Annotated in this window: 21 protein-coding genes and 1 tRNA gene; 17 read left to right on the plus strand and 5 right to left on the minus strand. The window is 75.2% G+C overall.

The window, feature by feature from the left end; genetic code table 11:
- Positions 1–145 precede the first annotated feature (145 nt).
- The 14 genes from ACFCLZ_RS22605 (at position 146) to ACFCLZ_RS22670 (ending at position 13,568) form a co-directional block, all read left to right on the plus strand.
- Positions 146–219, plus strand: a tRNA-Met gene (locus tag ACFCLZ_RS22605).
- A 171-nt stretch (positions 220–390) separates the two neighbouring features.
- Positions 391–1,089 carry a hypothetical protein gene (locus ACFCLZ_RS22610; protein ID WP_380278705.1) on the plus strand — a complete coding sequence of 233 codons (699 nt, stop codon included), beginning with the start codon at positions 391–393 and terminating at the stop codon, positions 1,087–1,089.
- A gap of 91 nt (positions 1,090–1,180) precedes the next feature.
- Positions 1,181–2,389, plus strand: a complete 1,209-nt coding sequence (locus ACFCLZ_RS22615; RefSeq protein WP_380278707.1) for a sensor histidine kinase — start codon at positions 1,181–1,183, stop codon at positions 2,387–2,389.
- Entirely contained in the window at positions 2,386–3,066 is a 681-nt protein-coding gene (locus ACFCLZ_RS22620) for a response regulator (protein WP_380278709.1), read from the plus strand. Before ACFCLZ_RS22615 ends, ACFCLZ_RS22620 begins: the two co-directional genes overlap by 4 nt.
- Before the next feature lie 164 nt (positions 3,067–3,230).
- Complete coding sequence (locus tag ACFCLZ_RS22625) at positions 3,231–3,818, plus strand: hypothetical protein (RefSeq protein ID WP_380278711.1); 588 nt, start codon at positions 3,231–3,233, stop codon at positions 3,816–3,818.
- Positions 3,819–3,892: 74 nt separating this feature from the next.
- Complete coding sequence (locus tag ACFCLZ_RS22630) at positions 3,893–4,633, plus strand: NAD-dependent deacetylase (RefSeq protein WP_380278712.1); 741 nt, start codon at positions 3,893–3,895, stop codon at positions 4,631–4,633.
- A gap of 224 nt (positions 4,634–4,857) precedes the next feature.
- Positions 4,858–6,249, plus strand: coding sequence for a methyl-accepting chemotaxis protein (locus ACFCLZ_RS22635; protein ID WP_380278714.1), 1,392 nt, complete (start codon positions 4,858–4,860; stop codon positions 6,247–6,249).
- Positions 6,246–6,758, plus strand: coding sequence for a hypothetical protein (locus tag ACFCLZ_RS22640; protein ID WP_380278716.1), 513 nt, complete (start codon positions 6,246–6,248; stop codon positions 6,756–6,758). Before ACFCLZ_RS22635 ends, ACFCLZ_RS22640 begins: the two co-directional genes overlap by 4 nt.
- A 34-nt stretch (positions 6,759–6,792) precedes the next feature.
- Positions 6,793–7,452, plus strand: coding sequence for a VWA domain-containing protein (locus ACFCLZ_RS22645; RefSeq protein ID WP_380278718.1), 660 nt, complete (start codon positions 6,793–6,795; stop codon positions 7,450–7,452).
- A gap of 14 nt (positions 7,453–7,466) precedes the next feature.
- A complete protein-coding gene (locus tag ACFCLZ_RS22650) occupies positions 7,467–8,720 on the plus strand; it encodes a protein phosphatase 2C domain-containing protein (protein ID WP_380278720.1) in 1,254 nt (417 codons plus the stop codon).
- A complete protein-coding gene (locus tag ACFCLZ_RS22655) occupies positions 8,717–9,700 on the plus strand; it encodes a hypothetical protein (RefSeq protein ID WP_380278721.1) in 984 nt (327 codons plus the stop codon). Before ACFCLZ_RS22650 ends, ACFCLZ_RS22655 begins: the two co-directional genes overlap by 4 nt.
- 104 nt (positions 9,701–9,804) lie before the next feature.
- On the plus strand, positions 9,805–11,019 hold the full coding sequence (locus ACFCLZ_RS22660) for a cytochrome P450 (protein WP_380278723.1): 1,215 nt from the start codon (positions 9,805–9,807) through the stop codon (positions 11,017–11,019).
- Positions 11,016–12,041 (plus strand): ADP-ribosylglycohydrolase family protein, encoded by a 1,026-nt coding sequence (locus tag ACFCLZ_RS22665; protein ID WP_380278725.1) that lies wholly within the window; start codon positions 11,016–11,018, stop codon positions 12,039–12,041. Before ACFCLZ_RS22660 ends, ACFCLZ_RS22665 begins: the two co-directional genes overlap by 4 nt.
- Before the next feature lie 213 nt (positions 12,042–12,254).
- The gene (locus ACFCLZ_RS22670; protein WP_380278727.1) at positions 12,255–13,568 is read left to right on the plus strand and encodes a serpin family protein; all 1,314 of its coding nucleotides are present in this window, start codon (positions 12,255–12,257) and stop codon (positions 13,566–13,568) included.
- Positions 13,569–13,575: 7 nt separating this feature from the next.
- On the opposite strand, the gene ACFCLZ_RS22675 is transcribed toward ACFCLZ_RS22670, so the two are convergent.
- From ACFCLZ_RS22675 to ACFCLZ_RS22695, 5 genes are all read right to left on the minus strand, one after another.
- The gene (locus ACFCLZ_RS22675) at positions 13,576–14,679 is read right to left on the minus strand and encodes an ADP-ribosylglycohydrolase family protein (protein WP_380278729.1); all 1,104 of its coding nucleotides are present in this window, start codon (positions 14,677–14,679) and stop codon (positions 13,576–13,578) included.
- A 64-nt stretch (positions 14,680–14,743) separates the two neighbouring features.
- Positions 14,744–16,042, minus strand: a complete 1,299-nt coding sequence (locus ACFCLZ_RS22680; RefSeq protein ID WP_380278731.1) for a DUF2786 domain-containing protein — start codon at positions 16,040–16,042, stop codon at positions 14,744–14,746.
- Between the two features lie 327 nt (positions 16,043–16,369).
- Complete coding sequence (locus ACFCLZ_RS22685) at positions 16,370–17,278, minus strand: hypothetical protein (RefSeq protein WP_380278733.1); 909 nt, start codon at positions 17,276–17,278, stop codon at positions 16,370–16,372.
- 73 nt (positions 17,279–17,351) lie between these two features.
- Entirely contained in the window at positions 17,352–18,995 is a 1,644-nt protein-coding gene (locus ACFCLZ_RS22690; protein ID WP_380278734.1) for a transporter, read from the minus strand.
- Positions 18,992–19,801, minus strand: coding sequence for an ABC transporter ATP-binding protein (locus tag ACFCLZ_RS22695; RefSeq protein ID WP_380278736.1), 810 nt, complete (start codon positions 19,799–19,801; stop codon positions 18,992–18,994). Before ACFCLZ_RS22695 ends, ACFCLZ_RS22690 begins: the two co-directional genes overlap by 4 nt.
- Before the next feature lie 313 nt (positions 19,802–20,114).
- Between ACFCLZ_RS22695 and ACFCLZ_RS22700 the strand changes: the two genes are divergently transcribed.
- The 3 genes from ACFCLZ_RS22700 to rpsG all read left to right on the plus strand — a co-directional run bounded on the left by ACFCLZ_RS22700 (position 20,115) and on the right by rpsG (position 22,001).
- Complete coding sequence (locus ACFCLZ_RS22700) at positions 20,115–20,732, plus strand: DUF1707 and DUF4190 domain-containing protein (protein ID WP_380278737.1); 618 nt, start codon at positions 20,115–20,117, stop codon at positions 20,730–20,732.
- A gap of 424 nt (positions 20,733–21,156) precedes the next feature.
- Positions 21,157–21,528 (plus strand): 30S ribosomal protein S12, encoded by a 372-nt coding sequence (gene rpsL / locus ACFCLZ_RS22705; protein ID WP_014144289.1) that lies wholly within the window; start codon positions 21,157–21,159, stop codon positions 21,526–21,528.
- Positions 21,529–21,530: 2 nt separating this feature from the next.
- Positions 21,531–22,001, plus strand: a complete 471-nt coding sequence (rpsG, locus tag ACFCLZ_RS22710) for a 30S ribosomal protein S7 (protein WP_148644378.1) — start codon at positions 21,531–21,533, stop codon at positions 21,999–22,001.
- The last annotated feature ends 8 nt before the right edge of the window (positions 22,002–22,009 follow it).

Here is a 22,009-nt window from a genome sequence, read left to right on the forward strand (position 1 = left end):
CCGTCCGCAGGGCGGCCACCCCCTTCCCGGGGGGTGGCCGCCCTGCGGCGTTCCCCGGGGCGGCGTTCCCCGGGGCGGCGTTTTCAGGGGAAAGCGAAGCCGATTAGGTATCCCGGCCGAAGTCGCGTAGAGTCGTGTTTACCGACGCGGGGTGGAGCAGCTCGGTAGCTCGCTGGGCTCATAACCCAGAGGTCGCAGGTTCAAATCCTGTCCCCGCTACAAATCGAAGGGCCCGGAGGCTTCAAGCCTCCGGGCCCTTCGGCGTTCCAGGAGTACTCCGTCGTGCGGGGGAGGGCGGGAAACCGCTCCGGCGGGGGAGGTGGGGGCGGGGGCGGAGGGGAAAGGCTCGGGGCGTCGGATCGACGGTGCGAACGGGCGGAGGACGCGGGGATGGGTGTGCGGCGGCTGCTGGGGGCGGTGGCGATCACCGGGGCGGTGGGGCTGGGGTCGGCCGGGTACCTGTGGGAGGCCGGGTACCTGGGGCCGGCGGGCGAGCCCGAGCGGCTGACGGTGTCCTACGGGGTGGCCGAGCCGGTGCGGGAGCTGGTGGTCGAGGGGCTGACCGGCGGCATCGAGGTCCGGGCCGGGGACGCGGTGCGGGTGGTCGAGGAGCAGTCCTTCCGCGGCGATCCGCCGCGGACCCGGCACGAGGTGAGCGGCGGGACGCTGCGGCTGGCGTACGACTGCTCAAACTGCGGGGTCGGCTACCGGGTGACCGTCCCGGCCGGGACGAAGGTCCGGCTGAGCAGCGGGACCGGCGGGATCCGGCTGGAGGGGCTGGCCGGGGAGGTGCGGGCGACGGCCGGCACCGGCGGGGTGGAGGCGAGCGGGCTGACCTCGGCGGAGGTGCGGGTGAGCGTGGCGACGGGCGGCATCGACTTGGGCTTCGCGACGAGCCCGACCACCGTGGAGGCGCGGGCGGACACCGGCGGGGTGCGGGTCGCGGTGCCCGGCGGGGAGGAGCCGTACGCGGTGGACGCCGGGGCGGGCGCCGGCGGGGTCGAGGTGACGGTGCCCCGGCGGGCCGGCGCGGCGCGCAGCATCACGGCGCGCGCCGGGGCCGGGGGCGTGGCGGTCACGGGTGGCTGAGGCCCGCGGCGGCGGGGGCGTGCCCACCGGGCTGCCGGTCGGGCATGATCTTCTCCGCGGGGGCGGCTTCCCCGGCTACGGGGGAGAGGTCATGGCCGGACGGACGGCGCGGTGGCGGGCACGGGTGGCGGGGATCGACCCGTTCGTGGTGGACGGCCTGCCGGCGGCGGCCTCGGCGGCGGTCTCGCTCTGGTCGGTGTACCAGGACGTCACCGACAGGCCCTGGTGGGTCTACCTGCTGGCGCTGGGGACGGCCCTGCCGCTGCCTTGGCGGCGGCGCGCGCCCGTCACCGTGATGGTGGTCAGCGGCCTGGTGTCGGCGGTGCTCTCGGTGGTCGCCCATTCGGCGATGCCGCAGCTGCCGCTGTTCGTGGTGGTCACCCTGTACACGGTGGCCGACCGGGCCCGGGACTGGCAGCGCTGGAGCGTGCTGGCGGTGGTCGCGACCGCCAACGTGGTGGGCACGCACTCGCCGAACGGCGCGCTGTTCTCGCTGATCACCACGGTCGGCGCGTTCGTCTTCGGGTGTCTGGTGCGAGAACTGCGCCGGCTGGCGGCGGTGGAGGCGGAGCGGGCCCGGGAGGCCGGCCGGCGGGCGGCCAGCGACGCGGCCCGGGCGGTCGCCGAGGAACGGGCCCGGATCGCCCGGGAGATGCACGACATCCTGGCGCACGCCGTCGCGCTGATGGTGATCCAGGCGGAGGCGGGGCCGCTGGTGGTGCACGGCGACCCGGACCGGGCGGTCAAGGCGTTCGACACCATCGCCGACTCCGGGCGGGACGCGATGGCGCAGCTGCGGCGGCTGCTGGGGGTGCTGAAGGAGGAGGGCAGCGAGCCGGAGCTGGCGCCGCAGCCCCGGCTGGCCGAGCTGCCCGCGCTGGCCGAGCGGGTGCGCCGGACCGGGGTGCTGGTCGAGCTGGAGGTCGACGAGGAGGTCGGGCCGCTGCCTCCCGACGTCGAGGCGGCCGGCTACCGGATCGTGCAGGAGGCGCTGACCAACACGGTCAAGCACGCGGAGGCGAGCCGGATCTCGGTCCGGGTGGTCCGCGAGGGGGAGGAACTGGCGGTGCTGGTGTCCGACGACGGCCGCGGGGTGCGGCTGGGGCGGGGACGGGCGGCTTCTGCGGCGTCCGGCTCCTCGGGCTCCTCCGGCTCCTTCGGCGGCCGCGGGCTGGTCGGCATCCGGGAGCGCGCGGCGGCCTGCGGCGGCCGGGCCGAGGCCGGCCCCGGGCCGCGGGGGCGGGGATTCCTGGTGAGCGCCCGGCTGCCGCTGGGCACGGTGCGGAGGGTGGCGGGATGACGCCGATCCGGGTGGTGGTCGCGGACGACCAGGAGCTGGTGCGGGCCGGGTTCGGGATGATCCTGGACGCGCAGCCGGACATCGAGGTGGTCGCCGAGGCGGCGAACGGCGCGGAGGCGGTGGAGGCCGTCCGGACGCACGGTCCGGACGTGCTGCTGCTGGACGTCCGGATGCCGGTGATGGACGGCCTGGAGGCGGCCCGCCGGGTCTGCGCGGAGTACCCCGGCACCCGGGTGATCATGCTGACCACCTTCGACGTCGACGACTACGTCTTCGACGCGCTGTACGCGGGGGCCAGCGGGTTCCTGCTCAAGGACGTCCGCCGCGACGACCTGGCGCACGGGGTGCGGATGGTGGCCTCCGGGGAGGCGCTGCTGGCTCCGTCGGTGACCCGCCGGCTGATCGGCGAGTTCGCCGCCCGCCGCCCGGGCTCCGCCGAGCGGCCGGTGCGGGCGCCGTCGCGGCTGCTGGAGCAGCTGACCGCGCGCGAGCGGGAGACGCTGGTGCTGCTGGCGCGGGGGCTGTCCAACGCGGAGATCGCCGCCGCGCTGGTGGTCAGCGAGCACACGGTGAAGACCCATGTCAGCAATGTGCTGGCCAAGCTGGGGCTGCGGGACCGGGTGCACGCGGTGGTCTTCGCGTACGAGGCGGGCGCGGTGGTGGCGGGGGAGGCCTGACGGGCCTCGCCGTGACGGACCTCGTCGTGACGGGCCTCGCCGTGACGACCTCCCCCGCGCGGGGGAGCGGCCGGGTTCGCCGGTACGGGTGATCCGCGACGAGGGGCGCGGCGGACAGGATCCGGGGTGTCGGTCACCACGGACCCTTCGTCAGGAGCACACCCATGGACACCTCGCGGTGCAGCAGCGTCACCACGTTCGCCGTCGTCGCCGCCCCCGTGCTGATAGCGCTGTACGGCGGCATCCGGCTGCTGGACGGCTCGCGCGAGCCGGGCCCCGGCTGGCTGGTCGGCCACGGCCTGATGCTGCTGGGGCTGCTGCTGTTCGGCCCCGTGCTGGCCGCGCTGGGGCGGGGGCGCGGGGTGTGGGGCCGGGCGGTGGCGGGGGTGGCGTTCGCCGGGCTGGCCGCCTCGCTGGGGCAGATCGGGATCGACCTGTACGTCGGGGCGGTGGCGGTGGACAAGGCCGACCAGCACCGGCTGTTCGACGGGATCCAGAGCCGGCCGGGCGTGCTGCCGGCCTTCTACTCGGTGGGCCCGCTGCTGTTCCACGTCGGCCTGCTGGCGCTGCTGGTGCTCGCCGCGGCCGGCGCCGGGCGGGTGCTGCGCTGGTGGAGCCCGGTGCTGGTGCTCGCCGGGACGGTGCTGACCGCGGCCGACCTGGCGTTCGTCCCGGTCGCCGCAGGCTGCTACCTGGTGGCGCTGGCCCCGCTGGGCGGCTTCGGCGCCGCCGCCCGGCCGGCCGCAGTCTGAGCGGCGGGCCGGCCCGCCGGGGCGCGTCGATTTATCGGTGGCGGGCGGACCGTGCGGGCCGTACCGTCCCGGGCATGAACGCCAAGCGCCCGCTGATCGCCGTGCTCACCGGCGCCGGGATCTCCACCGACTCCGGCATCCCCGACTACCGCGGCCCGAACGGGCTCTGGCAGCGCGACCCGGACGCGCAGCGGCTGGTCACCATCGGCCCGTACCTGGCTGAGCCCGAGGTCCGCCGCCAGGCCTGGCGGATGCGGGCCGAGGCGGGGGCGCTCGCCGCCGAGCCGAACGCCGGGCACCGGGCGCTGGTCGGGCTGGAGCGCTCCGGGCTGCCGGTGCGGGTGCTCACCCAGAACGTCGACGGGCTGCACCAGCGGGCCGGGCAGACGCCCCGCAAGGTGCTCGAACTCCACGGCACCGCACGGGAGGTGCAGTGCGTGGAGTGCCGGGCGGTGGGCCCGACGGAGGAGGCGCTGGAGAGGGTCGCGGCGGGCGAGCCGGACCCGCAGTGCCGGGCCTGCGGCGGGATCCTGCGCCCGCGCACCGTGATGTTCGGCGAGCAGTTGGACCCGGAGGTGCTGCAGCAGGCGGACGCGATCAGCAAGGCCTGCGAGCTGTTCATCGCCGTCGGCACCAGTCTGCAGGTGTTCCCGGTGGCCGCGCTGCCGTACAACGCGGTGAAGACCGGCTCCCGGCTGATCATCGTGAACGGCGAGCCGACGCCGTTCGACGAGGCCGCCGAGGAGGTCGTCCGGGAGCCGATCTCCACCGCCCTGCCGGCCCTGGTCCGCCGGCTGGTCGGCCGGTACCTCTGAGCCCGCCGCGGCCACCTGCGGGGCACGGCATGTTCGGTGACGAACCGTCAGTTCCGATCCGAACCGGCCGCTCCCGGTGGCCGGTTCTGCGCTACGCTGCCGCGCGGAGCGGCGTGGCCGGATTCCGGCCGCCGGGGGGAGGTCGCACGGGCGGGCGCGCCCGTGTGTGCCGTACCGGCCACGGGCGTCCCCCGCTCCGCGGCGGCGCGTACGAAGGAGCCCTCATGACCTCAGGCCGACTGCTGGACCGCCATGCGATCGGGGGCGAGCTGCGGGCGCTGGCGGACCGGCCAGGGCTGGCGCAGCGTCAGGAGGAGCTCAGGGAGCTCGGTTTGGCGCTGTCGGGAACCGGCGACCTCGACCGGTGGGCCGAACTCGACCTGGTGCACAGCTTCGTCCGGCCGGAGAGCGTGCGCGCCGCGGTGCGGCCGCGCCCCGAGCCGAGGTTCTGGGCCTGGGCCGAAGTCGCCCTGGGCGCCCTGGTGTTCGTCCCGCTGCTGGTCACCTGGGCCGGGCTGATGCAGGCCACCAGCGCCTACCGGGCGCTGATCGGCGCGGACGCCGGGCAGGCCGCGCGCCCGTTCCTGCAGCTCTGGCAGACCGGGTTCGAGGGCCGGCTGCCCGGCTGGGCCACCTTCGGCGACGTCGCCCTGTCCGCCACCCTGTTCATCGCGCTGCTGCTGGCGCTCTCCGTCGCGCACGGTGTGCGCAGGGCGGGCACCGAGCGCCGCGAGGCGGCGGCCGAGGGCGAGGCGGAGGACCTGCTGGCGGAGCTGGCGCCGGTGCTCACCCGCGCCCAGCTGGTGCTGAACGAGCGCCGCCGGTCCACCCCGCAGCGCTTCGCGGCCGAGCTGACCGGCGCGGCGCAGACCCTGGAGCGGCTCGGCCGGCAGGCCGCCGACACCCAGCGCGAGCTGAGCGAGGCGGCGCTGGCCGTCGAGCGCTCGGTCGCCGGGGCCGAACAGCGCCTCGCCGAGGCGGGCGAGGCGGTCGACCCGCTGCGCCGGGCCGTCGACGGCGTCGAGAAGGCGGTCGACGGGATCGGCGAGGCGGTCGACGGGGTCGGCCGGGCGGTGCGGGACAGCGGGGACCGGCTCGCCGAGACCGTCCGGGACGGCGCGGCGGCCACCGACGGCCTCGTCCACCGGGGCGGGACGCAGGTCGCCGACGCGGCCGAGCTGCTCCGGCGGGCCACCGACCGGGTGGGGGCCGAACTCGCCGGTGCGGGCGAGCGGGTGGAGGAGGCGGTGCGCGACCTGGCGGTCGCCCAGCGCGGGTTCACCACCGGCGCGGAGACCGTGGCCGACGTCAACGGGCAGGTGCTGGAGCGGCTCGACGGGCTGACCCGGGAGGTCGCGGCGCTGGCCGACCGGGTCGCGGCGGCGGCCTCGGCGGCCACCGCGGCGGCGGCGCGCCTGGAGGCGTCCGGGGCGGGCGGGCAGCGCGCCGGGTCGGGCCCGGTCATGGTGAAGACGGTGTCCGGGCCGGGGCCCGACACGGGCGCCGCCCGGTCCCGGGACGCCGAAGCCGCCGGCGCGGCCGACGCCGCCGGGGACGTCGACGACCGGACGCTGCTGGAACTGGACGAGGTGCCGGTGCACGGGCAGGGCCGATGAGGGGCCGGTTCCGGACGGCGCGGCCGCGGGCCCGGGGCGTGCACCTGGCCGGCTGGCTGTTCGCCGACATGCTGCTCGTGCTCGCCCTGGTCGCGATGGGCGACCAGGGCGACCCGGTGGCCGCCGAGCGGGCCGTCGCCGCGCCCACCGCCACCCCGAGCGCGAGCGCCACCGCCGGCCCCAGCGCCACGCCCACCCCGACCGGGCCGCGCGGCGTCGAGCACGACCCGGTCACCGTCGACGTCAGCGGGGACGCCTCGGACACGGCCGGCCTGACCGCGCAGATCCGGACGGCCACCGAGCGGTACGCCGGACGGCAGGCCGCCGTGGTCCTCACCTTCGGCAGCAACCGCGACCCGGGCGTCGGCCAGGCCTACGCCCACACCGTCAACGGCCTGCTGGCGCAGGCCCGTCCGGAGATGTTCCAGGGCACCACCACCCGGGACTTCATCTCGCTGGCGGACAACCCCCGGCACGCCTCGCTGGAGATCTACTTCTACACCGGCTGATGTCTGTCGACCTGCCAATCGAAGGAGAAGTGCAGTGCAGATCCTCCCGTTCTACGCCGTGTGCGACGAGTCGGGGTCGATGAGCGCCGACATCGACACCCTCAACAAGGCCCTGTTCGAGCTCCACCAGGAGATCAGTACCAACCCGACCATCGCCGACAAGACCCGGTTCGGGCTGATCGGCTTCTCCACCGACGCCCACGAGCTGCAGCCGCTGGTCGACCTCAGCGACCTCGACGAGCTGCCCGCCCTGGAGGCCTCCGGACTCACGTCCTTCGGCAACGCCTTCGGCCTGCTCCGCCAGGCGATCGAGCGGGACGTGCAGGCGCTGAAGGCGGACGGCCACGACGTCTACCGCCCGGTGGTCTTCTTCCTGTCCGACGGCGTGCCGACCGACTCCGACTGGGACCAGCCGTACCGGGACCTGCTGGCCGCCGCGTTCCGGCCGCACATCATCGCCTTCGGCATCGGCCAGGCCGACAAGAGCGTGATCGCACGGGTCGCGACGTTCAAGGCGTTCATGCAGGACGAGGGCACGGCGAACCCGGCGGTCGCGCTGCGGGAGTTCGCGGCCAGCCTGACCCGCTCGATCGTCCGCTCGGTGAGCGGGGCGACCGAGGCCGGCCAGGGCATGAGCCTGCAGGTCGACGACCACGTGCCCGGGTTCACCTCCGTCTCGCTCGACAAGCTCTGAGACCGGGCCGCCGGATGAACGCGTACGACAACCAGTTGCCGGGAGGCCGCGCGCCGGAGCCCGGACCGGAGCACGCGCCGACCCGCAAGGGCGACCCGATCGACCTCGCGGCCTCGGTGTACGAGCACGGCTGGGGTCCGGAGCCGGTGGCGCCGACGGCGGGGGCGGCGCCGGCCGTCGTCTCCGGGCCGGTGGTCCCGGAGGGGTTCCTGCCGCGCCCGATCGGCCCGGGGCCGTCGGCGGTCCGCGGGCCGTGGAGCGCCGACGGGCCGGGCGCCGCCGAGCCGGCCGTTCCCGCCGCCGGGGCCGTTTCCGCCGCCGGGGCCGTTCCCGCGCTCGGGGCCGGGCCGGTCGTCCGGCCGGCCGCGTTCCAGCAGCCCGGCCCGCTCGACCACGTCGGCCGCAAGGCCCCCGCCTACCCCGCCGAGCCGACGGACATCCCCGCCGTCCCGGGCGGCGACCTCTTCGGCGCCCTGCTGCCCGACACCGTGGTGGACGGCGGACGGTTCGGCCCGGTCACCGTCCGCGCCGCCTCCGTCCGCGGCGACGGCCACCGCTACGCCGCCGAGTGCCGCCAGGACGCCGTCCTGGTCGTGCGGACCGGTGAGCTGCTGCTGGTCGCGGTGGCCGACGGCGTCGGCTCCCAGCCGCACTCCCACCACGGCTCCCACGGGATCCTCCGGATGCTGACCGCGCAGGTCGCGCCGAAGGCGGACACCCTGCTGGCCTTCCTGCGCTCCGGCGCCGAACTCGACTTCGCCAGCCTGATGAGCCGGCTCATCGCGGCGGCGGCCGACGAACTCGCCGAGGAGGCCAGGAAGCAGGGCCGTCCGCCGAAGTCCTACTCGACGACCCTGCGGGCCCTGCTGGTCCCGGCCGACCCGGCCGTCCCGTTCCGCGGCTTCGTCTCGGTCGGCGACGGCGGCCTGCTGCGGCTGCGCGAGGGCGTCGGCTGGGAGAGCCTCGAAGCGGACGGCGGCGCCGAGGGCGGTGCGCTGATCAGCACCCGGACCGACTGCCTCCCCGAGGCGTACGAGCACGCCCGGGCCCGGCTGATCACCGACACCCGCCCCGGCGACCTGCTGGTGCTCTGCACCGACGGGCTCGCGCTCCCGCTGCTCAAGGAGCCCGAGCTGCAGCGGTGGCTCGGCGAACGCTGGGGCCGCGAGGTGCCGGGCCTGGCCGAGTTCCTCTGGCAGACCCAGGTCCGGGTGCGCAGCTACGACGACGACCGCTCGGTCGTCTGCCTCTGGGAGGCCGCGCCGTGACCGCCGCGGACATCGCCACCGCGCTGGCCGGCGGCGGGGACGCCCTGCTGGCGCTGCTGCCGGTCGGCGCCGAGGCCGGCCGGGGCGGCCAGGGGCTGGTGCAGCGCCTCGACGGCTACCCCGGCCTGCTGTTCAAGCGCTACCTGGAGGCCGGCCGGGTCAACGGCGCGGCCCTGGCCGAGCTGGTCGGCCTGCGGCTCGCGCTGCCGCGGGCCGACCGGGACCGGCTGGACGCCCAGGCCGCCTGGCCGCTCTGCCGGGTGCTGGACGGCCCGCGCTGCGTCGGCTTCCTGATGCGGGAGGCCCCGTCGGCGATGACCTGGCGGACGGCCACCGGCGCGCGCAAGCTCACCGAGGCGCAGTACCTGCTCTACCCGGAGAAGACCGCCACCCAGGGCATCGTGCGCCCCGACCCGGAGCAGCGGCTGGCCCTGCTGCTGGAGCTGGTCGGGCTGATCGACCGGCTGCACCGCTGGGGGCTGGTGATCGGGGACCTCTCGCACGCCAATGTGCTGTGGACGGTGCTGCCCGAGCCGGCGGTGCACCTGCTGGACTGCGACGGCATCCGCCGGATCGGCGCCTCCCCGGTGCTGGAGCAGGCGGACACGCCCAACTGGGCGGACCCGCGCTCCCCGCACGGCAGCGCCGCCTCCGTGGACAGCGACCGCTACAAGGCGGCGCTGCTGATCGGCCGGTCGCTGGCGCAGGATCCGTACGTGGCGCCGGGCACGCCGTTGGACCCGCTGCCGGGGGTGCTGGCGGACCGGCAGCTGGCGATGGTCCGGCGGGTCTGGGAGCAGGCCGCCGGCCCGTACGGGAGCCGGCCGGACCTGACCGCCTGGCTGCTGGCGCTCGGCGGCCGGGGGAGTATCCCGCTCGCGCCGGGCCAGGCCCCGCCGCGCCCGGCCCGGCCGGCGGACGAGCGGCTGTTCGACGGCCGGGCGGCCCGGGGCAGCATCCGCCTGCAGCGGCCCGGCTGACGGGGCCGGGAGCCGGGGTCGGCCGACGGGGGCCGGGGGCCGGATGGAGTGCATGCGTACGATGATCCTTCCGGCTCCCCCTCACAGCCTGGAGTGATCGACCGATGACGACGACGGCGAAGTTCGACCCCTGGTCGGCGGCGTTCGTGGCCCACCCCTACGACGCGTACGCCGCCCTGCGTGAGCAGGCCCCCGTGGCGTACTTCGAACCCACCGGCCAGTGGCTGGTCTCCCGCTTCGAGGACGTCAGCGCGCTGCTCCGCGACCGCCGGCTCGGCCGCACCTACACCCACCGGTTCAGCCACCAGGAGTTCGGCCGCCCCGAGCCCGACCCGGCGCACGAGCCGTTCCACACCCTCAACGACAACGGCCTGCTCGACCTGGAGGCCCCGGACCACACCCGGATCCGCCGCCTGGTCTCCAAGGCCTTCACCCCGCGGATGGTCGAAGGCCTGCGCCCCACCGTCCGGCGGCTCGCCGGGGAACTCGTCGACGGACTGCTCGCCGACGGCGGCGGCGACCTGATCGCCGCCGTCGCCGAGCCGCTGCCGGTCGCGGTGATCGCCGAGATGCTCGGCGTCCCGGAGTCCGACCGGCACCTGCTGCGCCCGTGGTCGGCCGACATCACCGGGATGTTCGAGCTCAACCCGAGCGAGGAGGTGGCCCGCCGGGCCGTCACCGCGAGCACCGAGTTCTCGGACTACCTGCGCGCCCTCATCCGCGAGCGCCGGGCCGCCCCCGGCGAGGACCTGATCAGCGCGCTGATCCAGGCCCAGGAGGGCTCGGACGCGCTCAGCGAGCAGGAGATGATCTCCACCTGCGTGCTGCTGCTCAACGCCGGCCACGAGGCGACCGTCAACACCACCGGCAACGGCTGGTGGGCGCTGTTCCGCAACCCCGGCGAGCTGGCCCGGCTGCGCGCCGACGTCGACGGGCTGCTGCCCACCGCCGTCGAGGAGCTGATGCGCTGGGACACCCCGCTGCAGATGTTCGAGCGCTGGGTGCTGGAGGACATCGAGGTCCGCGGCGTCACCATTCCGCGCGGCTCCGAGGTCGCCCTGCTCTTCGGCTCCGCCAACCGCGACCCCGAGCGCTTCGCCGACCCCGACCGCCTCGACCTCGGCCGCACCGACAACCCGCACATCACCTTCGGCGCCGGAATCCACTTCTGTCTCGGCGCCCCGCTCGCCAGACTGGAGCTCACCGAGTCCTACGGCACGCTGCTCCGCCGGGCCCCGGGCCTGCGGCTGGTCCGCGAGCCCGAGTGGCAGCCGGGCTACGTGATCCGGGGGCTGAAGGAGTTGCTGGTCGAGGTGTGACGACGAAGGGGGAGCGGGCCGTGGGCGGCAGGGCGACGGGGGCGATGCTGGGGCTGGCGATCGGGGACGCGCTCGGCAGGCACACCGAGTTCGACGACATCGGGACGATCGCGTGGCAGTGGCCGCACTGGCGTCAACTGCCGCTGCCGAAGCGGGCCCTGGTCACCGACGACACCCAGATGACGCTCGCCCTGGCCCGCGCTCTGCGCACCGCCCTGGCCCGGGGGCCGCTCACCCCGCTGCGGCTGGAGCGGCCGCTGCGGGAGGAGTTCGTCGACTGGTGGCGTTCGCCGCAGAACACCCGTGCCCCCGGGATGACCTGTCTGCGGTCCTGCGAGCGGCTCAGCAGGCCCGACCGCCGCTGGCAGGCGGCGAGCGACGTCGGCTCCAAGGGCTGCGGCGCCAACATGCGGGTCGCCCCGATCGGCCTGGTCCGGGAGCTGACCCCGGCCCAGGCCGCCGGCGCCGCCCAGCTCCAGTCCGGGCTCACCCACGGCCACCCGACCGCGCTCGCGGCCAGTGACCTCACCGCGTACGCCGTCCGCAGGCTCGCCGAGGGCCTGGCGCCGGCCGGCCTGACCGCCGCGCTGCGGGCGTACGCGCTCGCCAACCGCGGCCGGTACGACGCGTTCTGGCTCGGCGACCTCGCCGACCACGCCCAGGACCGCACGGCCGAGGCGTTCGCCACCCGGGGCTGGGACGAGTGCCTGGGGGTGCTCGACCGGCTGGACGCCGCGCTCGCGGCGCCGGACGTCGAGGCCGACCCCTGCCTGGCCACCGGCGAGGGCTGGATCGCCGAGGAGGCGCTGGCCACCGGGCTGCTCTGCTTCCTGCTGCTGCCGGACGACCCGGTGGCCGCCGTCCGCCGGGCCGCCTACTCCTCCGGGGACTCCGACTCGATCGCCTGCCTGACCGGCGCCTTCGCCGGGGCGCACCTGGGCGCCGACGCCTGGCCGGCCGCGTGGGTGGAGCGGATCGAGCACCGGGACGAGCTGCTGGAGTTCGGCGCGCTCTGGGACTGACCGTCCGCCGGTCCGTCACTCGCCGCCGCAGGCGTGCGGCGACGAAGGCGGCCGGGCCGGGGAAGCGGGGACCGGATCGTCGTTCCGCCCGCTCGCGGCGCACGATCACGGCACGGCGGTCCGGGGCCGGGAACCGGGCCCGGGCCCGCCGCGTCCAACCGGCACCAGGCGCGGGCGACGGCCCGCACCGTGATCCGAGAGGCGAGGCCGGCCATGTCCGCGACGTCCGTCCGCACCCGTCGCCCGGCGGCGCTCCTGCTCTGCTGCGCGGCCCTGCTCACCGCCTGCGGCTCCTCCGGCGGCGGCGCGGCCGTGGTCCGGGCCGACCCCGCGACCGTGCCGCCCGCCGACCCCGCCCAGGTCGCCGCCACCGCCGCGGCCACCGGAGCCTTCGGCCTCGACCTGCTGCACACCCTCACCGCCGACCCCGCCGCGGCCGGCCGCAACCTGGTGCTCTCGCCGTCCGGCCTGGCCACGGTCCTCGCCATGGTGCTGCCCGGCGCGCGCGGCGCCACCGCCGACGAACTGGCCAAGGCGCTGCACACCGGACTCGCCCCCGAGCAGTACGCGCTCGCCACCGGCGCCCTGAACCGGCCGGCGGCGGCCACGGCCGAGGGCGGGCCGGTCCTCAGGCAGTCCGACGACCTCTGGGCCCAGCGCGACTACCCGATCGACCAGCACTACCTCGGCGTCCTGGCCGCCGCCTTCGGTACCGGCGTGCACACCGCCGACTTCCGGAAGGACCCGGAGGGCGCCCGCAAGGCCGTCAACGGCGTCGTCGAGAAGGCCACCGAGGGGCGGATCAAGAACCTCTTCGGCCCGGGCGGGATCAACCCGGACACCCGGCTCGCGCTCACCGACGCGCTCTACCTCAAGGCCGACTGGGCCGAGCCGTTCAAGGCGGGGAGGACCGCCGACCGGCCGTTCCACCGCCTCGACGGCACCGAGGCCGCCGTCCCCACCATGGCCCGGAGCGCCCGCCTGCGCTACGCCGAGGGCTCCGGCGGCATCCTCGGCGAACCCTGGCAGGCCGTCGAACTCCCTTACGCGGGAAGCACCTTGGCGATGGATCTGGTGGTTCCCGCGCAGGGCGGCTTCGCGGCCTTCCGCAAGGGCCTGGACCAGGCGGAGCTGGACCGGATCCTCGGTTCGCTCGCCGAGCGGACCGTCGACCTCACCCTGCCGAAGTTCCACTTCGACACCTCGAACGAGCTTTCGCCCGTGCTGCGGGCCCTGGGTGTCAAGGCGGCCTTCGGGCCGGCCGCCGACCTCTCCGGCATCCCCGGACCGGGCGCCGACGGGGGACTCGCCATCAGCACGGTGGTGCAGAAGGCCACCGTGCAGGTCGACGAGCAGGGCACGGTCGCGGCGGCCGGCAGCGGCGTCGGCATGGGGGTGATGGCCGCGCCCGCGCCGGCGAACCCCGTCGAGCTGCACATCGACCGGCCGTTCCTCTTCCTGATCCGGGACACCGCCACCGGACGGCCGCTCTTCCTCGGACAGGTCACCGACCCGGCGGCCCGCTGACGTGCCGCTATCCGGCCGGGTAGCGGTCCCCGAGCGCCGGGTGGCCCGGCTCGCGGCTGCCGAACAGCACCAGCAGGTCGTCCGCCGTCCGCAGCAGCGCCTCCCGGCCCTCCACCGCCTCCGCCCAGGCGGCCGGCAGCGCGCTCGCGCCGTACGCCGCGCCGACCAGGTTGCCGCAGACCGCGCCCGTCGAGTCGCTGTCCCCGGAGTGGTTCACCGACAGCAGCAGCGCCGCCCGGGCCGGATCCGGCCCGCCGGCCGCCGCGAGCAGGCAGTACACCGCGATCGCCAGGCACTCCTCGGCGATCCAGCCCAGCCCGACCCGCTCCACCGCCTCCGCCGAGGGCTCGGACTCCTGGGCCACCCGCACCGCCCGGGCCAGTGCCTGCACCGTTTCCTTGGAGGCCGGCCACTCCCGGGTCTGCTCCACCGTCTCGCCGACCGCCGCCCAGGGCTCCGTCCCGGCCGCCAGCCGCTCCACCAGCGCCGCGAACGCGCCCGCTGCCAGGTAGCCGGTCGGATGCCCGTGGGTCAGCTGCGCGCACTGCGCGGCCAGCCCGAACGACTGCTCCACGCTCAGCCGGCCCAGCCCGAACGGCGCCGAGCGCATCACCGTGCCGCAGCCCTTGGAGTGCGCGTTGATCGGTCCCGGCTGTCCCAGCGCCACCGGCGGCTCGAACACCGGGTGGTACTGCACCCCGGTCAGGCAGGCGTTGCCCGGCGCCCGCCGCGCGTACAGGAACGGCTCGCGCAGCAGCCAGCCGTCGTACGGGCGGGGGAGCGGCTCGTGGTCCGGCGCGCCCTGCTGCTGGGTGAGCAGCCAGCGGCGGTAGGCGCCGTGCACCGCCTCCGGCACCGAACCGCCGCCGCCGGACCAGCCGCGGACGAAGCCGCGGATCAGGCCCTCGGCGGTGAACAGCGTCATCTGGGTGTCGTCGGTGACCTCGGCCACCCGGCCGCCGCCCGGCAGGCCCGTCACGCCGGCCGGGCCGAAGCGCTCGCGGATCTGCTGCAGCTGCTGGAACTCCACCGGCCAGCCCAGCGCGTCGCCGATCGCGCCGCCGAGCAGCGCCCCGCGCACCCGGTCCCGGTAGCCCGTCTCCGTACTCACATCGCCCACCCCTCGTAGTCCCCGCGACCTGTTCTACCAGGCGCGCCGCTGCGCGCCGCGGACCTCAGCGCCGGATCTCCCCGGAGCGGCCGCGCAGGGACGCCCGGTCCGCCGCCGCGCGGCCCGCCGCCCAGCCCTCGCCGTCGCTCACCCGCACGCGCTGGGACACCAGCTTGGGGAACATCCGGTCCACCTGCTGGTCCACCGCCTCGGTGCGGGCCTTGAGGGCCGGCAGCAGCCGTTCGTCCGGGACCAGCTGTTCCGCCGTGCCGTCCTCGCGCAGGTGCCGGCCGGCGGCGGCGTCGCTGGTGGTCCGCTCGGTGGCCTCGGCCAGCCGCTCGCGGATCCGCGCGGCGTACGCGACCAGGAAGGACTGCCGGAACGCCTTGGTGCGGGAGGCACCGTCCAGGTGCTGGCGGGCGCCGGCCTGCTGCATCGCGTGGGTCGCCTGCACGAGGAGCGAGGTGTAGAGCAGCTCGACGCCGTCCAGGTCGGCGTCGAAGCCGATCACGGTGCAGAAGCCGAACTCCTTCGCCCACACCACGCGGCAGCGGTTGGCGGCCGCGACGGCGTCCAGCAGCATCGTCTTCGGGCTCTCGTACGGGTTGTCCACGCCGATCCGCAGCGCGCCGGGCGCGTGCGGGTCGGCGCCGTCGACGGCGAGCAGGGCCTCGTCGATGCTGTGCTGGGCCATGAGCTGCTGGGCCTTGGCGGTGAGCGCCTCGGCCTCCTCGGGGAAGTCGGTGGACTCGGCCTTCGCCAGCAGGGCGCGGATCCGTGACAGCATCCGCGGCTCGTCGGCCACCGGGCCGCGCGGGCGGCTCTCGGCGCGTGGCGCCCGGCCCGGGGCGGGGCCCACCGGGGCGATCGGGGGCAGCCGGCCCCAGCCGCGCAGCAGCTCCAGGAGCGCGGTGGCGAGGGCGAAGCGGTCCAGACGGTGGCGGTGGGCGAAGGCGGGGAGGTAGTCCTCGTCGGACTTCCACCAGGTGTCCGCCTCCAGCTCGCGCAGCTGCTCCTGCCAGCGGCGGTCCGCCGCGGCGGCGGGGTAGCGGCGGTTCTCGGCGGCGATCAGGTCGACGGCGAGCGCCAGGTGCACCGGCTTCAGCTCGCGGCGGACCACGCGTACCAGGTCCGCGGGGCGCCATCCGGCGGACCAGCACCGGCCGACCGCCGTGTCGGCGTACCCGAGCACCGCCCGGCTGACCGCCGGCCACTGCCCGGCGGAGGCCGCCAGCAGCGAGGCCCCGGTGTCCAGCGCGAGGTCCAACCCCTCCTCGGACGCCGTCACCACCCCCCGCACCGCCGTCTCCAGCAGCACCCCGGCCTCCCCGCCGGTCCCGCCGCCCTGCTTCCGCCTGCCCACGCCGCCTACCTCCGGTCCCAATGCCTCCCACCCATGATGCCGGACCGCCCCCTGCGACCCGGGCCTGTGGCGGGGCGGCTTCGGCTTCGCCTCGCCGCGTCGTGTCTGTGGCGGGGCGGCTTCGGCTTCGCCTCGCCGCGTCGTGTCTGTGGCGGGGCGGCTTCGGCTTCGCCTCGCCGCGTCGTGTCTGTGGCGGGGCGGCTTCGGCTTCGCCTCGCCGCGTCGTGTCTGTGGCGGGGCGGCTTCGGCTTCGCCTCGCCGCGTCGTGTCTGTGGCGGGGCGGCTTCGGCTTCGCCTCGCCGCTGTCGCTTCGGTTGCTGTGGTCGATCAGGTGAGTGGGAGGCCCGATCGGCCTTCTTCACCAGCCGGCTGCGGAGTGGGAAGTCGGCCTCGCCGACTTCCCACTCCCGGGGTGAGGGTCCACCGTCCGGTGAGCAGGTCGAGGGTGGCCGTGCAGGCGGGGTGCTCCGGGCGGGGGTCGGTGAGGCGCCAGGGGCGGGGGAGCGGGGACAGGGCGAGGGCCACTTCGGTGGTGCTCGCGGTGGCGAGGGTTCCCGCCCAGTGCGGGGCGGTGGCGATCAGGCGCTCGGCCAGGGCGCGGTCGGGTTCCGGGACGCGCACCGGGGCCGAATCCTGACCGTCGGTCAGGGCGGAGCCGGCCATCAGGGCCAGCAGGCGGACCAGGACGGCGGACGGCAGCGCGGGATCCGTCGTCTCCAGTGAGACGTAGCAGTCGTCGTGACCGGAGAAGCGCAGGGTGGAGCCGTCGAGGAGGGGGAGCACCGGACGGTCGAGGTCGGTCGTGGCGACGGTCAGGGCGAGGTGGTCGAGCTGTTCGGGTGTCAGGTTCGCAGGAGCGTCGACCAGCGACAGCTCGTACGGCGACCAGCTGCCGTCGAAGAACGTCGGCAGGCTGCTGCGGTCGAGCAGCAGGAGTTCCTCACCGTCCCCGAGCGGGTGGACGGTGCAGTCCACGCCCTGCTCCGCGGCGATCAGGGACGGCAGCCACTGCTGGTGGTTCTCGTGCAGGAAGCTGTTGGTGTCCAGGGCCGCGACGACGATGCGCTCGTTCGCGGCGGCGGCGAGCAGGTCGACCAGCTCGCCGGCCTGTGCGGCGGTCGCGCCTACCAGCCAGGAGCCCTCGGCCTCCCGGAGGCTGAAGCTCAGCGGGAAGGGCGCACGCTTCAGCCCGATGCTGTTGACATTGAAGGCGCTGTAGCGCTCCACCGAGATCATCGGGCCATCATCCGACGACGGGCCGCCGGGCACCGAAGGGTTTTCGGTGCCCGGCAGGACACCCGACCGGCCGTCAGCGTTCGACGGCCTTGGCGAGGATCTCGGGGAGGCGTTCCAGCAGCCGGCCGGCGGCGAGGCGCAGGCCGAGGGTGGCGATCAGGGCGCCGTAGAGGGGGCCGGCGAGGAGGAGGGGCCAGCTGGGGGCGTCGGTGGCGAGGGCCCAGGAGAGGTAGGCGATGGCGGGGGAGGCCACGATGACGCTGCCGAACATCGAGCCGAAGCTGTTGAGCATCACCAGGCCGCCCTGGCCCGGGGCGGCGTTGCGCATCGGGTTGTTGTCGGCGGGCATGGTGTACGGCGCGAGCACGCTGAGCACGGCGCCGATGGCGATACCGCTGCCGAGCAGGGCGAAGGCGACGCCGACGGCCGCGGGCAGGCCGGACCAGTCGCCGGTGGCCGCGGCGAGGACGACGGCGAGCACCAGGGTGACCGGGACGGCGTAGGAGAGCAGGGCGAACGCGCGGCCGCGCAGTTCGTCGCGGGCGTCGGCCGGGGTGAGCAGGGTGGCGGCGACCATCCAGAACGCGGAGCCGTCCATGCCGAACAGGTTCAGCATCTGCAGGCCGAGGAACATCCCGGTCATCGCCACCAGGTAGACCGTGGACCAGCCCTGGACGATCGACAGCACGCAGACCACCAGCGTCATGCCGATGCTGGTGAAGACGGCGGCCTTGGCCCGCGGCTCGCGCCAGGCGTACCGCAGGTGGCGCTGCATCACGGCGCCGACCCGGCCGTCCGGCAGGAAGCGCCAGCCGCGCCCCGAGTCCTGGACGCCGCGCACCACCTCCACCGTCGAGGCGTCGGCGGTGACCATCAGCTGCTGCAGGCTGGCCCGCCACCAGCGCAGCAGCAGGACGAGCAGCGCGGCGGTCGCGGCGAGCTGGAGCAGCGCGAGCGGGTACCGGCCCTCGCCGGCGGTGCGGGCGGCGTCGACGGCGGAGACCGGCGGCACCCAGCGCAGCACGGAGGCGATCGGGCCGAGCGGTTCGAGGTCCAGGCCGTCGGTGCCCGGCTTGCCGAAGACGCTCTGCGAGCCGACGTTGGCGATCTGCACCAGCAGCGCGAAGAGCAGGCCGCCGAAGATGGCGAAGTCCTTGCCCCGCCGGCTGGAGAGCAGCCGGGCGTTGCCGGCGGCGACCGCGCGCGACAGGACGACGACGGTGACCACGGCGAGCGGCACGCCGACCACCCCGGCCGCCGCCGAGGCGCCGCCGACGGCGCCGGAGAGCGCGGCGCCGGTGAGCAGGACCAGGCTGATCAGCGGCCCGGGCCCGAGCAGGGCGGCCAGCACCGAGCCGCGCAGCAGCGGCCCGGGCCGCAGCGGCAGCATGGTGAGCCGGGTCGGGTCGGCGCTCTCGTCGCTGGAGAACAGGAAGAGCGGGATCGCCGCCCAGCCGAGGGTCAGCGCGCCGGTGAGGACCACGCCCGCGTCACCGGCGGACCCGCTGTGGACGGCGTGCTCCAGCATCGCCATCGCGAGCGCGATCCCACCGGCGAACAGCACGCCGAGGACGGCGCCGAGCGCGTAGAGGGCCGCACGGCCGCGGCTGCGGCGCAGGCCGTTGCGCAGCAGCCGCAGCTTGAGGGAGACCAGGGTGCGCACGACCGTGCGGTCGTCGGGCAGCCCGGCGGGCGCGGCGGCGGGGGAGGTGCTCACCGCTCGCCCCCGCCGAGCCAGCCGAGCGCCTGGCCGTCGTCCTCGCGGACGCCGATCAGCTCCAGGAACGCCTCGTGCAGACTGCGCCCGCCGCGGACGGTGTCCAGCGGGCCCTGGGCTATCACCCGGCCTGTGCTGACGACGGCGACCCAGTCGCAGAGCTGCTCGACGAGCTCCATGACGTGGCTGGAGAAGACGACGGTGGAGCCGGCCGCCGCGTACCGCTTGAGCACGCCGCGGATGGTCTGGGCGGAGACCGGGTCGACGCCCTCGAAGGGCTCGTCGAGGAACAGCACGTCGGGGTTGTGCAGCAGCGCGGCGGCCAGGCCGATCTTCTTGCGCATGCCGGTGGAGTAGTCGGCGACCAGCTTGTCGGCGTGGCCGGCGAGGTCGAGGACGGCGAGCAGTTCCTCGGCGCGGCGGTCGACCTCGGCGCCGGGCAGGCCGCGCAGCCGGCCGTTGTACTGGAGCAGCTCGCGCCCGCTGAGCCGCTCGAACATCCGCAGGCCCTCGGGGAGGATGCCGATCCGGGCCTTGGCGGCGACCGGGTCGGCCCAGACGTCGGCGCCGTGGACGAGCACGGTGCCCTGGTCCGGCCGGAGCAGGCCGGTGACCATCGACAGGGTGGTGGTCTTGCCGGCGCCGTTGGGGCCGACCAGTCCGACGAACGCCCCGGACGGCAGCTCCAGGCTGAGCCCGGCGACGGCGGCCTGGGTGCCGAAGTGCTTCCACAGGCCCTGGATGGACACGGCCGAGGGCACGGGGGCGGCGGGGACGGGGGACGGCGGCGGCGCTGACGCCTGCATGGCGGCTCTTTCTGCTGGTGGTCGGACCGGTCGGGGCGGGTGCAGGTTCCATGATCGACACGGGCCCGACGACAGCCTGCCACCGTCCGGCCCGGCCTGTCTCCTGTGGCGATGCCCCCCGTGTGTCGGAGCCAAACGGGTGAGGCGAGCGGCCGACGGGACCGGGCGCGGGCCCGGTCGCCGCGGGTTTTCGGGAAAAGACCGCCCGATGCGCGGAATTGGCAACTACTCAGGTCGCCCGTTCGTCCTGCACTATGAGAGTCGAGTGAACGGGGAGGGACCGTGGTCGCGCGGGCGTATCGGGAGGTGGCGGATGGCCGTTCAGCCGTGGGGTGACCAGGGCCACGGGATGGCCAAGCCGCCCGCGTCCATGCCGCCCGTCCCGGGGATGCCGCCCGCCGCTCCGCCGCACATGGCGCCGTCGCACGCCGCGATGCAGCAGTCGGCGATGCGCGCGGCGACCGCGGACCGCGAGCGGACGGTGGACGTGCTGAAGGCCGCGTTCGCGGAGGGCCGGCTGAGCGCCGCGGAGTACGGCGACCGGTTCGACGCGGCGAGCACCGCGCAGACCTACGGCCAGCTCGCCCGGCTGGTCGCCGACCTGCCGTCCGGCCCGATGGTGGCCCCGCAGATGATGGCGCCGCCGATGGCCGGACCGGTCGCCGTCCCGGTGCCGCCGACCTTCCTGGCCCCGCCGCCGGCGCGCCGGACCAACGCCGTCGCGGTGACCTCGCTCGTGCTCGGCCTGCTCTGCGTGCCGACCGGCGGCCTGCTGGGGGTGCCGGCCGTGATCGCCGGCCACATCGGCCGCAAGCAGGCGGCGGAGCGCAACGAGGAGGGTGACGGCATGGCCGTCACCGGGATCGTCTTCGGCTGGCTGTCGATCGCCTTCTGGGCCCTGATCTTCACCATGGTGGTCATGTTCGGCTGACCGCCGGACGCCCGCGCGGCGGCCGTCCCGAGTGGCGGCGTCCCCCTCGGTGTGGTAGGGCGGTAGAAGGCGACCCGACACCGGGCGGCCGCGCGCGGGACATCCGGGCGACACCCGGCCGACGGCCGCCACCTGCGGCGTTGCATTTGTTTTGACCGAGCCCGATGCGCTAGGTACGCTCTGACCTTGTGCCTGGGGTGTCCCCGGGTCCTTGTGCGTGCATGCACACCGGTCGCCGCGCCGAGCCGGAGCGCCTCCCAGCGCGCCGCGCGTAGAGCGCCGTCGCTGTACATCAGCCCACGGGATTCCGTGCCGGAAAAAACCCAACACACCCGACCGCGTGGGTCGACCACGGGGCCGTGTGACGAGGGAATCACCACAGGTTAGTTCCACCAAGCCTTGGCACACAGAAAACGGAGAAACGGTGCCTACGATCCAGCAGCTGGTCCGAAAGGGCCGGCAGGACAAGGTCGAGAAGAACAAGACTCCCGCGCTGAAGGGTTCCCCGCAGCGCCGTGGGGTCTGCACGCGTGTGTACACGACCACCCCGAAGAAGCCGAACTCGGCCCTTCGTAAGGTCGCCCGTGTGCGCCTCACCAGCGGGATCGAGGTCACCGCTTACATCCCGGGCGAGGGCCACAACCTGCAGGAGCACTCCATCGTGCTGGTTCGCGGTGGTCGTGTGAAGGACCTTCCTGGTGTCCGCTACAAGATCATCCGCGGTTCGCTCGACACCCAGGGTGTCAAGAACCGCAAGCAGGCTCGCAGCCGCTACGGCGCCAAGAAGGAGAAGTAAGAATGCCTCGTAAGGGCCCCGCCCCGAAGCGCCCGGTCATCATCGACCCGGTCTACGGCTCCCCGGTCGTCACCCAGCTGGTCAACAAGATCCTGCTGCACGGCAAGCGCTCCACCGCCGAGCGGATCGTCTACGGCGCCCTCGAGGGCGTCCGTGAGAAGACCGGCTCGGACCCGGTCGTCGCGCTGAAGCGTGCGCTGGAGAACGTCAAGCCGGCCCTCGAGGTCAAGTCCCGCCGTGTCGGTGGCGCGACCTACCAGGTTCCGGTCGAGGTCCGTCCGGGCCGCGCCAGCACCCTGGCGCTGCGCTGGATGGTCGGCTACTCGCGCGCGCGTCGCGAGAAGACCATGACCGAGCGCCTGATGAACGAGATCCTCGACGCCAGCAACGGCCTGGGCGCTTCGGTGAAGCGTCGCGAGGACACCCACAAGATGGCCGAGTCCAACAAGGCCTTCGCGCACTACCGCTGGTAGTCCCTACC

The sequence above is a fragment of the Kitasatospora purpeofusca genome (assembly GCF_042691725.1).
Lineage (GTDB): Bacteria > Actinomycetota > Actinomycetes > Streptomycetales > Streptomycetaceae > Kitasatospora > Kitasatospora purpeofusca_B.

Bases quoted from the DNA above. Each gene is read 5' to 3' on its own strand.
- ACFCLZ_RS22610 (WP_380278705.1), top strand. From the start codon at position 391: ATGGGTGTGCGGCGGCTGCTGGGGGCGGTGGCGATCACCGGGGCGGTG.
- ACFCLZ_RS22615 (WP_380278707.1), top strand. From the start codon at position 1,181: ATGGCCGGACGGACGGCGCGGTGGCGGGCACGGGTGGCGGGGATCGAC.
- ACFCLZ_RS22620 (WP_380278709.1), top strand. From the start codon at position 2,386: ATGACGCCGATCCGGGTGGTGGTCGCGGACGACCAGGAGCTGGTGCGG.
- ACFCLZ_RS22625 (WP_380278711.1), top strand. From the start codon at position 3,231: ATGGACACCTCGCGGTGCAGCAGCGTCACCACGTTCGCCGTCGTCGCC.
- ACFCLZ_RS22630 (WP_380278712.1), top strand. From the start codon at position 3,893: ATGAACGCCAAGCGCCCGCTGATCGCCGTGCTCACCGGCGCCGGGATC.
- ACFCLZ_RS22635 (WP_380278714.1), top strand. From the start codon at position 4,858: ATGACCTCAGGCCGACTGCTGGACCGCCATGCGATCGGGGGCGAGCTG.
- ACFCLZ_RS22640 (WP_380278716.1), top strand. From the start codon at position 6,246: ATGAGGGGCCGGTTCCGGACGGCGCGGCCGCGGGCCCGGGGCGTGCAC.
- ACFCLZ_RS22650 (WP_380278720.1), top strand. From the start codon at position 7,467: ATGAACGCGTACGACAACCAGTTGCCGGGAGGCCGCGCGCCGGAGCCC.
- ACFCLZ_RS22660 (WP_380278723.1), top strand. From the start codon at position 9,805: ATGACGACGACGGCGAAGTTCGACCCCTGGTCGGCGGCGTTCGTGGCC.
- ACFCLZ_RS22670 (WP_380278727.1), top strand. From the start codon at position 12,255: ATGTCCGCGACGTCCGTCCGCACCCGTCGCCCGGCGGCGCTCCTGCTC.
- ACFCLZ_RS22685 (WP_380278733.1), bottom strand. From the start codon at position 17,278: ATGATCTCGGTGGAGCGCTACAGCGCCTTCAATGTCAACAGCATCGGG.
- ACFCLZ_RS22695 (WP_380278736.1), bottom strand. From the start codon at position 19,801: ATGCAGGCGTCAGCGCCGCCGCCGTCCCCCGTCCCCGCCGCCCCCGTG.
- ACFCLZ_RS22700 (WP_380278737.1), top strand. From the start codon at position 20,115: ATGGCCGTTCAGCCGTGGGGTGACCAGGGCCACGGGATGGCCAAGCCG.
- rpsG (WP_148644378.1), top strand. From the start codon at position 21,531: ATGCCTCGTAAGGGCCCCGCCCCGAAGCGCCCGGTCATCATCGACCCG.